This is a genomic window from Cryobacterium sp. Hz9 (genome assembly GCF_004402825.1).
Classification (GTDB): domain Bacteria; phylum Actinomycetota; class Actinomycetes; order Actinomycetales; family Microbacteriaceae; genus Cryobacterium; species Cryobacterium gelidum.
This window is the reverse complement of sequence record NZ_SOFC01000022.1, coordinates 272,362-284,796: the sequence shown is the minus strand read 5'-3', so window position 1 is coordinate 284,796 and position 12,435 is coordinate 272,362. Positions and strand designations below refer to the sequence as shown.

9 protein-coding genes and 1 pseudogene are annotated in these 12,435 nt (G+C 65.1%); 2 read left to right on the top strand and 8 right to left on the bottom strand.

From position 1 onward, the window contains the following. Positions 1 to 85: 85 nt before the first annotated feature. Both E3N85_RS12345 and E3N85_RS12340 read right to left on the bottom strand, forming a co-directional pair. Positions 86 to 1,333, bottom strand: coding sequence for a GAF domain-containing protein (locus tag E3N85_RS12345; RefSeq protein ID WP_134463572.1), 1,248 nt, complete (start codon positions 1,331 to 1,333; stop codon positions 86 to 88). Positions 1,334 to 1,433: 100 nt separating this feature from the next. Continuing rightward, the gene (locus tag E3N85_RS12340) at positions 1,434 to 2,720 is read right to left on the bottom strand and encodes a DUF445 domain-containing protein (RefSeq protein WP_134463570.1); all 1,287 of its coding nucleotides are present in this window, start codon (positions 2,718 to 2,720) and stop codon (positions 1,434 to 1,436) included. Between the two features lie 171 nt (positions 2,721 to 2,891). Here E3N85_RS12340 and E3N85_RS12335 point away from each other — a divergent pair, with 171 nt between their 5' ends. Then, positions 2,892 to 4,967 carry a heavy metal translocating P-type ATPase gene (locus tag E3N85_RS12335; RefSeq protein WP_134463568.1) on the top strand — a complete coding sequence of 692 codons (2,076 nt, stop codon included), beginning with the start codon at positions 2,892 to 2,894 and terminating at the stop codon, positions 4,965 to 4,967. Between the two features lie 19 nt (positions 4,968 to 4,986). On the opposite strand, the gene E3N85_RS12330 is transcribed toward E3N85_RS12335, so the two are convergent. After that, a complete protein-coding gene (locus tag E3N85_RS12330; RefSeq protein ID WP_134463566.1) occupies positions 4,987 to 5,934 on the bottom strand; it encodes a DMT family transporter in 948 nt (315 codons plus the stop codon). A 72-nt stretch (positions 5,935 to 6,006) separates the two neighbouring features. On the opposite strand from E3N85_RS12330, the gene E3N85_RS12325 reads away from it, so the two are divergent. Continuing rightward, positions 6,007 to 6,936 (top strand): LysR family transcriptional regulator, encoded by a 930-nt coding sequence (locus tag E3N85_RS12325; RefSeq protein WP_134463564.1) that lies wholly within the window; start codon positions 6,007 to 6,009, stop codon positions 6,934 to 6,936. Positions 6,937 to 7,010: 74 nt separating this feature from the next. Here the strand turns inward: E3N85_RS12325 and E3N85_RS12320 are convergent. The 5 genes and pseudogenes from E3N85_RS12320 to E3N85_RS12300 form a co-directional block, all read right to left on the bottom strand. Next, positions 7,011 to 7,874 (bottom strand): annotated as a pseudogene (locus tag E3N85_RS12320) (aldose 1-epimerase family protein); the annotation flags it as partial. Positions 7,875 to 7,978: 104 nt separating this feature from the next. Further along, complete coding sequence (locus E3N85_RS12315) at positions 7,979 to 9,001, bottom strand: LacI family DNA-binding transcriptional regulator (RefSeq protein ID WP_134463562.1); 1,023 nt, start codon at positions 8,999 to 9,001, stop codon at positions 7,979 to 7,981. A 13-nt stretch (positions 9,002 to 9,014) separates the two neighbouring features. Further along, a complete protein-coding gene (locus E3N85_RS12310; protein WP_241978482.1) occupies positions 9,015 to 9,866 on the bottom strand; it encodes a carbohydrate ABC transporter permease in 852 nt (283 codons plus the stop codon). 2 nt (positions 9,867 to 9,868) lie between these two features. After that, entirely contained in the window at positions 9,869 to 10,837 is a 969-nt protein-coding gene (locus E3N85_RS12305; protein WP_370289269.1) for a carbohydrate ABC transporter permease, read from the bottom strand. A 134-nt stretch (positions 10,838 to 10,971) separates the two neighbouring features. Then, the gene (locus E3N85_RS12300; RefSeq protein ID WP_134463558.1) at positions 10,972 to 12,273 is read right to left on the bottom strand and encodes an ABC transporter substrate-binding protein; all 1,302 of its coding nucleotides are present in this window, start codon (positions 12,271 to 12,273) and stop codon (positions 10,972 to 10,974) included. Positions 12,274 to 12,435: the final 162 nt, after the last annotated feature.

Sequence of the window (12,435 nt, the reverse complement as noted above, 5' to 3'; positions counted from 1 at the left end):
AGCTTACCCGGCAGCTGTGAAAAATGACCGTCAGAGCGCTGCGAGCGATCTGCTTGGCTGGCATCACCTCGAAGACCACCAGCAATTACACCGGGAGGTGTGCCGGATCCCCGCTCGGCGGCACCCGCAGCTCGCGCTGCACCAGCAGCGCGAGCTCGCGCAGCAGCACCTGGTCGACCTCGGCGAGCGAGCGCGGGGCCGGGTCGAAGACGCACAGCGATCCGATGCGCTCCCCCGACGGCGATTCGATCGGAAATCCGGCATAGAAGCGGATGAGCGAATCGCCGAGCACGAGCGGGTTCTGGCTGAACCGCTGGTCCTTTTGGGCGTCTTCCACTACGAAGGGTCCACTTCCGGCAATCGTGTAGGCGCAGAGCGAGTCGGCGCGCGGAAGCTCCGGGGCCGCCACTCCCACCCGCGCCTTGTGCCATTGACGATCGCGATCGATGACGCTGATCACCGCCGACTCGGTTTCAAACAGTCGCTGTGCCAGGGCGACGAGTTCATCGAACCGGGCTTCCGGTGGGGTGTCGACAATGCCGAGGCTGTCGACGGCGGCCTGCCGGGTGCCCTCCTCGCTGGCCACATTCGACGCCCGCTGACCAATTTGTTCGGCGTTGATGCCGAGGCGTGCCGCATCGAGAGTGTCGGCCATGGCACCGGCCAGCAGCAGGGACCAGTCCCGGTAGTCGGCCGGGGTGCGGTGGCGGTCGGGCGTGAGCGTGGCGGCGGGTGAAAAGGGCAGAAAGGTGGTGCGCGGTGCCTCAGCCGCGAGCTGCGCGCTGACCCGGTTGAGGTCTGCTGCGGAATGATCGGCGATGAACCCCAGCGGCAGGTTGAAGATCTCGATACTGCGAATCGGCGCGACCCCCAGAATGTAGATTTTGGTACTTTGCGAAGTCTCCTGTTCGAGCACCCGGAGCAGTTCGCCGAGTCGGGTGCGCCACTCATGCACGCTCATGAGTGCCAGAGCCTCGTTGACGCCAACCGTCAGCACGACGGCATCGAAGCGGCTGAGCCTCCGACCGTGCAGTGCGGTGAGCGCATTCGCCGCCGTCATGGTGCGACTGGCCACCAGGTCGATGTCGACTCCGCGACCGGTGAGCACCGACAGTTCCCGGGCGAGGTAGCCGGGCAGGGCGAGTTGGTGGCTGAGCACGCCCCAGCCGACGGCCGGTCCGCCGCCGAGGATGAGCACCCGATCACTGTCGATTCCGGGAGCGTGCGCCTGCGGGGCGTCACTCGGCCGGGGCAGGTGGCGGTCGTGGCGCTGGGCGGACGCCGTCCACACGCGCATCAATGGGCGGAGCACCCACCGGGTGAAATCGTGCATGGGTGCCTTTCGGGTACAGCAGAAAAACTCATTCTGCCCCGAATGGGGGAAGCCCTTTTACCACCATCCTAGTTCTCGGCTGATTCGCAGGATATGCGCCTCAGATCAGCGCAGCCACCGCGTGCGCGAGGGTGAAAATCATCAGGCCAGCGAGGGCGCCGACCACGGTCCCGTTGATGCGAATGAACTGCAGGTCGCGGCCCACCTGCAGCTCGATCTTCGTCGCCGTCTCTTCGGCGGGCCAGCGCTCCACGGTCTCGGTGATCACACCGGCGATCTCGTGGCGATAGTTGGCCACGAGATAGCTGGCCGTGTCGGCAATCCAGCGGTTGATACGGGAGTCGAGAGCGGCATCCGCTATGAGACGGCCACCGACATCGTTCAAAGTCGAACGGATGCCCGTCCGCAGCGCGCTCGTCGGGTCATCGAGGGCGTCGGTGAGGGAGACCTTGATCGCCTCCCAGGTGTCACCGGCAATTTCACGCAGCCTGGCGTTGTCGAGCACCTCGGCCTTGAGCTTTTCTACCCGGGCGATCATCACGGGTTCATATTGCAGGTCATGCATGACCTCGCCCAGGTACTCGTCGAGGGCCCGCCGTACCGGATGCTGCCGGTCACCCCGCGCCGACGCCACGAAGGCCAGCACCTCGCGGTAGGCCTTGTCGTCGACGAGCTTGTCGACGAAACCGGGCAGCCAGGTCGGCAGCCGCTGCGACACCACCCGACCGAATGCTTCCGGGTGGGCACGCAGCCAGCCGTCCGCGCGGTCGAGCAGCAGGTCGACGGCCGCGTGCTGCTGCCCGCTCGTGACCAGGCGATCCCCCACCCGGCCGACACTCGGGCCCCATTCGGGCTTGACCAGGTGCTCCCGAGCGACGGATTCGATGAGATTCTTGATCGCGTCATCACCGAGCAGGTTGAGCAGGCCCTGGCCAACGACGGCCAGCTCGTCGGTGAGTTTTTCTGCATTGCGCGGATTGCGAAGCCACACGCCGACACGATGGGAGACATCGATCGATTCGAGCTTGCCGCGAATGACGCTCTCGGAGAGAAAGTTGGTCTCGACGAATTCGCCGAGGCTCGCGCCGATCTCGTCTTTTCGGTTGGCAATGATATTGGTGTGCGGAATGCGCAGGCCGAGCGGGTAGCGAAACAGGGCGGTCACGGCGAACCAGTCGGCAATGGCGCCGACCATGCCGCCCTCGGCGGCGGCGCGCACGTAATCCAGCCAGGGGTAGCGGCCTGCCAGGGCGAAGGACACCGCGAAGATGACGGCCATGAGGACGAGAAGCCCCGCCGCGAGCCGTTTCATGCGTTTCAGCGCGGTGCGGCGGGCGTTGTCGTTCGGGGAGTCGGCGGGGGGTGCCGTGGATATGCTCTGCGCCATGACTCAAGCCTGCCCGATTGGGCGGCCGAGTGGTGCCCATTCATGCGTGTTCCGCTCGAACGGTCGGTCGGCAACGCCAACGGTGCTCGTCGGCAGTGGGATTGAGATACGGATATACCCTTAGGGGGTATACTCCGAGGATATCAGCAGATTCGAAAATCGAGGAGTGACATGACACGGCCCAACTCGAACCACAGCACGCACGACAGAACGAACCACCTGGCGCCGGAACACGCGGCCATGAACCACGGCGCCATGAACCACGCCGGGCACGGCGATCACGTCGGGCAGTTCCGGCGCCTGTTCTGGACCATGCTCGTCATCGCGGTGCCCGTGGTGGCGTTCAGCCACATGTTCGGGGCGCTCCTCGGGTATGCGCTTCCGAGCATCGCGGGCGTGACTTGGATCTCCCCCGTGCTCGGAACCGTCATGTATGTCTGGGGCGGACGACCTTTCCTGGGCGGAGCGGTGTCTGAACTGAAAGCACGGAAGCCCGGCATGATGCTGCTGATCGCCCTGGCGATCACGGTCGCGTTCCTTGCTTCCTGGGGCGCGAGTCTCGGCGTCATCGATGCCGAGCTCGACTTTTGGTGGGAGCTCGCGCTGCTGATCGTGATCATGCTGCTCGGCCACTGGATCGAGATGCGGTCGCTGGCGCAGACATCCACTGCACTGGAATCTCTCGCCGCGCTACTGCCCGACGAGGCCGAACGGGTTTCGGGTGACGAGATCGTCGTAGTCTCCCCGAGCGACCTGGTGCTGGGCGACCTCGTCGTGGTGCGGCCGGGCGGGCGGGTGCCGGCCGACGGACGGATCACCGAGGGCACGGCCGACGTCGACGAATCGATGATCACCGGCGAATCACGGCCGGTGCGGCGCTCGCGCGGCGACCAGGTCGTGGCCGGTACGGTCGCGACCGACTCGGCCCTGCGGGTGCGGGTGAGCGCGGTCGGCGATGACACTGCGCTGGCCGGAATTCAGCGACTTGTCGCCGAGGCGCAGAATTCGTCGTCGCGGGCGCAGCGCATCGCCGACCGCGCCGCCGGCTGGCTGTTCTGGTTCGCGCTCGGCGCCGGAGTTGTGACCGCGATCATCTGGACCCTGCTCGGCCAGCCGCAGGATGCCGTCGTGCGCACGATCACCGTGCTCGTGATCGCCTGCCCGCACGCTCTCGGGCTGGCGATTCCGCTGGTGGTGTCGATCGCCACCGAGCGCGCCGCGAAGGGCGGCGTGTTGATCAAGGACCGTCTCGCCCTCGAGAGCATGCGGCAGGTAACGACGGTCTTGTTCGACAAGACCGGCACGCTCACCAAGGGTGAGCCCACGGTCAGCCACATTGCCGTCGGCGGCACCGCGTTCTCGAGCGACGAGGTGCTCGCGTGGGCGGCGGCGGTGGAGGGCGACAGCGAGCATCCGCTGGCCCGCGCCATTGTGACGGCGGCGCGAAGCCGCGAACTGACCGTGCCGCGGGCAAGCGAGTTTCAGACGACTGCTGCTATCGGCGTGACCGGGCTGGTCGAGGGCCACCGCGTGGGTGTCGGTGGGCCCAGCCTCCTCAACGAGAACGGGGCGCGGCCGCTGGCCGAGACCGTGGCATGGCAGAATCAGGGCGCGATCATTCTGCACGTGCTTCGTGACGGCGTCGTGATCGGCGCGATCGGCCTTGCCGATGCGATTCGCGAGGAGTCGCGGCAGGCTGTGGGAGCGCTACACCGACTCGGCATCGAGGTTGTCATGATCACCGGCGACGCCGAGGCGGTGGCCCGTTCGGTGGCCGCCGAACTCGGCATCGACCGGGTTTTCGCCGGCGTGCACCCGGAGGACAAGTCGCGCAAGGTCATCGAGCTGCAGCAGGAGGACCGCCGGGTGGCGATGGTCGGTGATGGCGTCAACGACGCACCGGCCCTGGCCCAGGCCGATGTCGGCATCGCCATCGGCGCCGGAACCGACGTGGCGATCGCATCGGCGGGCGTCATCCTCGCGAGTGACGACCCGCGTTCGGTCCTCTCGGTGATCGAACTTTCCCGGGCAAGCTATCGCAAGATGAAGCAGAACCTCTGGTGGGCCGCTGGCTACAACCTGCTGTCGGTTCCGCTCGCTGCCGGGGTGCTCGCGCCGATCGGGTTTGTGCTGCCGATGGAGATCGGCGCGCTGCTCATGTCGGTGTCGACCGTCGTCGTCGCCGTCAACGCGCAACTGCTGCGCCGCCTCGACCTGCGACCAGAATCCAGCGTTCGCGAGCGGTAGCCCGCCGGCGGAGAGTCGGCTAGTCCGGGCCGGCCGAACCGCGGCGATGACCGGCCTCGATGCGTTGACCCCAGAAGGTTCCCGCAATGATCAGAACGGCCCCGGCCGCGCCGACAAAACCCAGTGTTTCGCTGCCGATCGACACTCCTACGAGCACCGCCCAGATCGGTTCGGTGCCCATGAGCAGGCTCGCACGGGCCGCGGACGTGCGGCGAATCGCCCACATCTGCGCCAGGAATGCGAACACGCTGCAGGCCAGGCCGAGATAGACCACGCCGATCCACGCTGCCACGTCGAAGGTCTTGACGGCCAGGGCGAGGCCGGGAAGGTCAAACACCGTGAAGACGACCGCCCCGACGAGCGCCTGCAGGAGCGTGAGCGTGATGGTGCTGTCGCTGCGGCCGCGGGTGAGGTGGCCCATCATGGTCACGTGCAGGGAGCGCACGAGCGCCGCCGCGAGAATGAGAAGATCACCCAGGTTGGGCTGCGCAAATCCGCTGCCTGAGACGAGTAGTGCGACCCCGACCACCGCAAGCACCGCGGCTACGAAGAATGGACGCGGCAGCCAACGCCGGGCAGCGAGCGACTCCAGCACCGGTGTGACGATGATCGTGAGGCTGATGATGAGCCCCGCATTCGTGGCCGACGTGAACGCCACGCCCTGGGTCTCTAGCCACAGGATGCTCGCCTGGGTCACCCCGAGCAGCAGGCCCACCCCGAGCGCACGCCGGGGCGGCAGTCGTTCGCGTCGCAGCACCCACACGATCAGCAGGGCAACGGCCGCCACCAGAAACCGGAGCGCGAGCACGGCCGACACACTCGCCTGCTCGGTGAGTATCTTCGCGCTGAGGTAGCTGCCGCCCCAGACCGCGGCCACGAGCAGCAGCACGAGGTCGACGCGGTAGCGCCCGAGGTGCGGCAGCAGCGCACGGCGGGCCGAAATGCGGCGGGTCGGCGTGATGGTCATGAGGCAATGGTGCTGGGCGGCATCCGTTAAGTCTAGATGTCACTTCTTGAACAAATGCTTTAGCCTGAGCTTATGGAATTGCGTCAGCTGGCCGTACTGCGGGAACTCGGCGAGCGCGGAAGTGTCGCTGCGGTGGCCCGGGCGCTGCACATTTCGTCGTCGGCGGTCTCCCAGCAGCTCAGTGCCCTCCAACGGCGGGCCGGCGTTCCGCTCACCGAGAAGCGCGGTCGGGTGCTCGGGTTGACGCCGGCCGGTGCGGCTCTGGCGTTGGCCGCCGCCGACGTATCGACGGCGATGGCGCGGGCCGATGAGGCCGTCGCGCGGTTTCAGCACGACGCCAGCTTGCCAGTGACCGTGAGCGCGTTCCACAGCGCCGGTCTCGCCTGGTTCGGCCCGCTGCTGAACCGCCTGCACGAGATCGGCGGGCCAACCGTGGGCTGTGGCGACGAGGATGTACCACGGGAACGCTTTCCCGTGCTCGTGGCCGACTATGACCTGGTCATCGCGCACCGGGTTCCCCACGACCCCGTCTGGCCGAACACGGTCGCGGTCACTCCGCTGTTGTTTGAGCCGCTCGACGTGGCCGTGCCGATCGGGCATCCGCTCGCCGGCCGTGCGTCAGTGTCGATCGACGATATCCGCCACGAGCCCTGGGTCACCGGACACACCGGTTTTCCGCTCGCCGAGGCGGTGAACATGGTCGCCGCTGCGGCCGGTCAGCCGTTGCGCATCGTGCACCGCATCAATGAGTTCTTCGTAGCGGCCTCGATTGTGGCTACCGGAGCCGCGATTGCTCTGCTGCCGCGGTACACCATGGCGCCGCGCGCGGGAGACGGTGTGGTGCTCGTGCCGTTTCGCGACCTGCCAGTTGGACGGCGAATCGATGTATTGAGCCGCCCGGAAACGCTCGCGCGTGCGTCGGTGCGTCGGGTACTCGCCGAACTGGTCGGCGTGGTCGGACAGCGTTCGCTCACGCAGGCCGACAGCTCAAAACCAGCGTGACGGATCCCCCAGCGCACGACCCACTGTTCCCCCGGTGCGACCCAGTGCAGGCCGGCACCGGAGTTGAAAGCGTTGGCGGGAGCCGTCATCGGCTCGATCGCGATGGCCAGGCCGCGCACGGGCACACCTGATTTGTTCGTCGCGCCGTTCGATACCGGAAAGATGCGCGGAGTGAACACCTGCACGTAGCGCATGTTCTCATCACCCCACAGGGTGAGGCTGCGGCCATCCGCCGCGGTGAGGGAATGCTCGCAGCGGCCGCCCGTCGCGATCACACCGCCGAAGCCGTCATCCAGGTCGAGGTCGCCCACAACGACACCAGAGCGGAGGTCAAACCGTGTGCCGTCTACCGGGGACTCACCGACCGCATTGAGCCGCTCGTCGACATCGATGTGCTTCGATGCGGCCACCTGTAGAACGAGGTCGGCCGTGGGTACATCCCCGATTTTCAGAAATGGATGCGCCCCCACGGCCACCGGCGCCGGTTCCGCTCCGACGTTGCGCACCCGGTGCGTGACGTCGAGGCCGCTCGAAGTGAGCTCGTAAGTCACCTCGGTCTCGACGTGAAACGGGTAGCCGGACTGCGGAAACACGGTCGCGGCCAGGGTCACCGTGTCGCTGGTTCGTGACAGCTCACGATAGGGAGTGAATCGCAGCAGTCCGTGGCTGGCATTCTGTTTGCCCGGCTCGGTGATCGCAAGCTGCCGGGTGACCCCGTCTTGAGTCCATTTGCCGTCGCGAATGCGATTGGGCCAGGGCACGAGCACGATACCCGCCGCCATTGGCGGCTGAACGGCCTCGCTGAACGTCTCCACGAGATCTATGCCATTCACGGAATATGCCCGCAGTCCGGCCGCGACCTCCGTGACAATGGCCCGTGCGATGCCGCTCGGGGTCGTTGCCGTCAGTTCGTATTGAATCCCGGTGGCTGCTCGCATTCGTTCAGCCTACGGCCACGCGGCAGTCCGGCCGCGAAAGGTGTGCGCGACCTCGTGCGAGTGCGCGACCGGAGTGCGATCCTGAGCCGTTTGGCCCTGTGCCGCTACGCGGACGCGCGGATGATGAGATCGGTCGGGAGAATTATGGTGGCGGGTCGTTCCCCGTCGATGACGCGGAGCAGCAGGCGCACCATTTCCTCGCTGATCCGGCCGAAGGGCTGACGCATCGTCGTCAGCTGTGGGTCCATCGATGTGGCGATGGGTGCGTCGTCGAATCCGGCGACGGCTACGTCGTGCGGCACTCGACGCCCCGCATTGGTCAGTACATCGATCGCTCCCGCTGCCATCATGTCATTGGCGGCGAACACGGCATCGAGGTCTGGATGCCGGCTCAGCAACTCGGTCATGGCCGCCGCGCCGCTGGCCCGGCTGTAGTCGCCACGAGCCACCATGCTCGGTTCATAAGCCGCGCCCTGCTCGGCAATATAGGCATCGAGCCGGCGCCGCCCGCCCGAGGTGTCATCCGGGCCCGCAATGGTCGCGATCCGCCGCCGACCATGCGACCCGAGATAGCCGATCATCTCCCGGGCGCCGTTGTAGTCATCCGCCGCGACGTACCCCATCTTCCTTTCGAACCCCAACGGCACCCCGCAGGCGATGGCGGGAATATTGGCCGCGACGATGTCCGAGATCAAGCCGCTTCGCGTGCTGTGCGAGGAGACCAGAAGAACTCCGTCAACGTGGCCCGCGTTGATGAATTCCGTGGCCCGTCGCTGCTCGTCGACGGTGCCGGCCATGATCAGGACCAGGGAAATATCCCGTGCGGCGAGCGCCGTCGATGCGCCCTGCATGAGGGCGGCAAAGTTAGGGTCTTCAAACAATCGATCGTGAGTTTCGGAGAGCAGGAAGGCGACCGAATTAGCCCGGCTGGTAGCCAGGCTGCGAGCGTGCGGGTTTACGCGGTAGCCGGTTTTCTTGATCGCTGCGTTCACAGCGGCCAGGGAATCCGGACTCACCCAGTGTCCACCGTTGAGAACCCGCGATACCGTGCCACGAGACACCCCAGCCGTCGACGCAACGTCGTCTATGGTCGGGCGCCGTTTGGCGGGGGGGATACTCACGGTCACAGCCTAACGACCGTCAGGCCTTGACCGCGCCCGCGGCCAGGTCGACTTTCCAGTACCGCTGCAGCACGAGGAACAGAACAACCAGTGGAATGATCGAGAGAAGTGCCCCGGTAATCACGAGTGTGTACATGGCCGGCGCGGTCGCCCCCTGGTTCAGCAGTCCGCTGAGACCCACCGTGACGGGGTACAGCGCGTCGTTGCCCAGCATGATGTACGGGAGCATGAAGTTGTTCCACACGGCCACGAACTGGAACAGGAAGATCGTCACGAGACCGGGAGCCATCATCGGCAAGGCGATGCGGTTGAAGACGTAGAGCTCACCGGCCCCCTCGGTGCGGGCCGCTTCGATCATGTCGTTCGGCACCGCGGCCGCCGCGTAGATGCGGGCGAGGTAGATACCGTATGGACTGATGATTTGCGGCAGCAGCACCGACCAGTAGGTGTTGGTCAAGCCGACCTGCGCGAGCAGGAAGTACTGCGGGATGGCCAGGATGACCCCGGGCACGAGGACGCCCATCAGCAGCACCGCAAAGACCTTGCCCTTGCCGGGGAAGGCAAACTTGGCCAGTACATATCCGGATATCGCTGATACCCAGGTGGAGGCCAGCGCCCCTATGCCCGCGTACAGTGCGGTGTTCAGCACCCACCGCCAGTACAGGCCGTCTCGATAAGCGCTGAGTTCGACGATGTTGTCCCAGAGGTGCGTACTGGGCATGAGTGTGAAAGTCGAGAATAGTTCGGAGCTATCTTTGCTGGCGGCCATGACCACCCAGAACACGGGGAACAGGCAATAGGCGGCACCGATCAACAGGATGCTGGTCGATACGTAACTGGGTTTCTGACGGAATACACGTGTTTTGGCCACGTCTAGTCCTCCTGTCCGAATGCGCGCTTCTGCACGACGCGCAGAAACAGGAACGAGATGGCGAAAGTCACGAGGGCGATCACGATTGATGTCGCGGCCGCCGAGTAGATGTCGTCACGGGTGAAGGCGTCGCGGTACACGAGCATGAGCGGTGACCAGCTGGTGGAGAGACTGTTGGTCAGCGGGCGCAGCGTGGTCGGCTCCGCGAATACCTGCAGGGTGGCGACCATGGAGAACAGTGCTGTCATCACGATGGCCGGGGTGATTATCGGAATTTTGATGCGCCAGGCGATCTGCACCTCCGAGCATCCGTCCAGCTTGGCTGCCTCGTAAATGTCGGTCGGCACGGCTTTCAGTGACGTGTAGATGACAATCATGTTGAATCCGACGCCGCCCCAGAGTGCGATGTTGGAGATGGCAAAGATGACAGCCGATGAGGCCAGGAGCGAGGGAACGTCCCAGCCCAGCTTGTCGAAGACGAAGTAAAACGGGCTCACCGCCGGGAGGTAGAGAAACCCCCAGAGCAGCGAGCTGATGACGGCCGGCACAGCGTACGGCAGGAATATCGCCGTTCGGGAGAAGTTGCTGCCCCTCGTGCGCCGCGAATCAAGCAGCAGGGCGAACAGCAGGGCCAGTCCGAGCATCACCGGGATGAGGATCACGCCGTAGAGCAATACGCGTCCGGCACTGGCCGCGAATTCCGGGTTGGACAGGGACGCAATGTAGTTGTCGAGCCCGGCGAAGGTGGTCGTGCGGGAACCAGACCCCAGACCCAGGCCGCTGACCTGAGACTTCTGAAAGCTCAGGAACAGCGTGTAGATAATAGGCGCAGCCATGAACAGGACGAACAGAATGATGCCCGGCGCCAACATGAGGTAGGGAACCAGCACACGCTGGCGAAAATTACTGCGCCGTGCTGCCGGCCGGTATTCGGCGCGGACCACGGGCTTCGGTGCCTCGATCACGGTCACGAGATGTCCTCAATAAAAAAAGAGATGGAAGGGAGGGGAGGGCCGCTGGCGGCCCTCCCCTCCGTGTTATTTGGTGGTGCAGGTTATTTGGTGGTGCAGGTTATTTGGTGGTGCAGGCTTTTTAACGGTGCAGATTATTTGACGGTGAAGCCGCTCTTCTTCATATCGTCGATGGTGATTTTCTGCATGGCCGCTACGGCCTCGATGAACCGAGCCTGCTGCTTCGATTCCGCTGCCTTGGCGAATTCATCGTTGTAGGCGCTGTATGCCACGTTGACGTTCGGCCCGTAGGTGAAGGGAGCCACGGTCTGCGCAACCTCGGCCGCGACGTCATAGAAGTCGGGCTGGTTGCTGAAGAACTCCGGCGGCGCGGTGAGGGCTGCGGCGGCCGCGGCCGTGTCGGCCGGGTAGATGTTCGCCGTGGTCACCAAAGCGGCGACGGCATCCGGGTCGGTATTCAGCCAGGTGGCAAACTTGACCGCTTCTGCGGGATGTTCGGACTGAGTTGTCACGCCGGTGGACGAGCCACCCCAGTTGCCGGTTGCCGGTGCGGAGGCATCCCACTGCGGCATCGGGGCAGCCTTCCATTTGCCCGCGGTGTCTGCGGCGTTACCGGCGAGAACGCCCGGTGCCCAGATCGCGCTGAGCCAGCCGACCTGCGTGCCGCTGTTGAGGCCGGCATTCCACTCCGGGGTGTACATGGGCGTGTTGTTGACGACACCCTCTTCAACGAGTCCGCCCCAGAATTCGGCGACCTGTTCCGTGGGCGTTGCGTCGATATCGACGCTCCAGGCGTCACCGTCGATGCCCCACCAAGATGCTCCGGCTTGCTGGGCCAAACCGGTGAACCAACCGGCGTCGTTGGCCGAGAACGTGCCGAGGTAGTTCGCCGGATCGGCTGCGTGAACGGCCCGCGCTGCATCGGCGTATTCGTCCCAGGTTGTGGGAACAGCAAGGCCCAGTTGTTCGAACACGTCGGCACGATAGTAGAACATCATCGGGCCGCTGTCTTGCGGGATCGCGTAGACGGCATCGCTGCCGAGCGTGACGGCATCCCAGACACCATCGGCGAAGTTGCTCTCGATATCTCCGGCGCCTTGAGCCGAGATGTCGGCGAGGGCGTCGGCCGAAACCAGGGTCGGAATCTTCTGGTACTCGGCCTGAATCAGGTCGGGAGCACCGCTGCCGGCTTTGATCGCCGTCAGGAGTTTGGTGATGGCCGGGTCGCCGCCGTCTTGTTTCTGGACGGTGACCTGAATGTCGGGGTTTTCTTCGTTCCAGATGTCAACGACCTGGTCGAGGTTGGGCGCCCAGGCCCAGTAGTTGAGCTCAACGACCCCGGACGCACCCCCCGAATCGGTCGCCGTGCAACCGGCTGTGAGCAGTACCGCGGCGGCGGCCAGGGCCACCGCGCTTCGGCGAAATGATGTGCGCATTCGTCCTCCTTGTCGAAAGCTGTGCTGCGTGTGGTCACGCTGGTAACGCTGACGGCACGAGAACCGGGCGAAACTGGGAGCGGTTCTAGTAACTCATAGTAGCTAAATGTTGTCAACACTTGGTTAGCATCTTTTTTTTTGGTCGAAGTCGTGCTAAAACTG

What these genes read in the sequence shown, in the direction of transcription:
- E3N85_RS12345 (WP_134463572.1), bottom strand. Translation starts at nt 1,333, where the DNA reads ATGCACGATTTCACCCGGTGGGTGCTCCGCCCATTGATGCGCGTGTGG.
- E3N85_RS12340 (WP_134463570.1), bottom strand. Translation starts at nt 2,720, where the DNA reads ATGGCGCAGAGCATATCCACGGCACCCCCCGCCGACTCCCCGAACGAC.
- E3N85_RS12335 (WP_134463568.1), top strand. Translation starts at nt 2,892, where the DNA reads ATGACACGGCCCAACTCGAACCACAGCACGCACGACAGAACGAACCAC.
- E3N85_RS12330 (WP_134463566.1), bottom strand. Translation starts at nt 5,934, where the DNA reads ATGACCATCACGCCGACCCGCCGCATTTCGGCCCGCCGTGCGCTGCTG.
- E3N85_RS12325 (WP_134463564.1), top strand. Translation starts at nt 6,007, where the DNA reads ATGGAATTGCGTCAGCTGGCCGTACTGCGGGAACTCGGCGAGCGCGGA.
- E3N85_RS12300 (WP_134463558.1), bottom strand. Translation starts at nt 12,273, where the DNA reads ATGCGCACATCATTTCGCCGAAGCGCGGTGGCCCTGGCCGCCGCCGCG.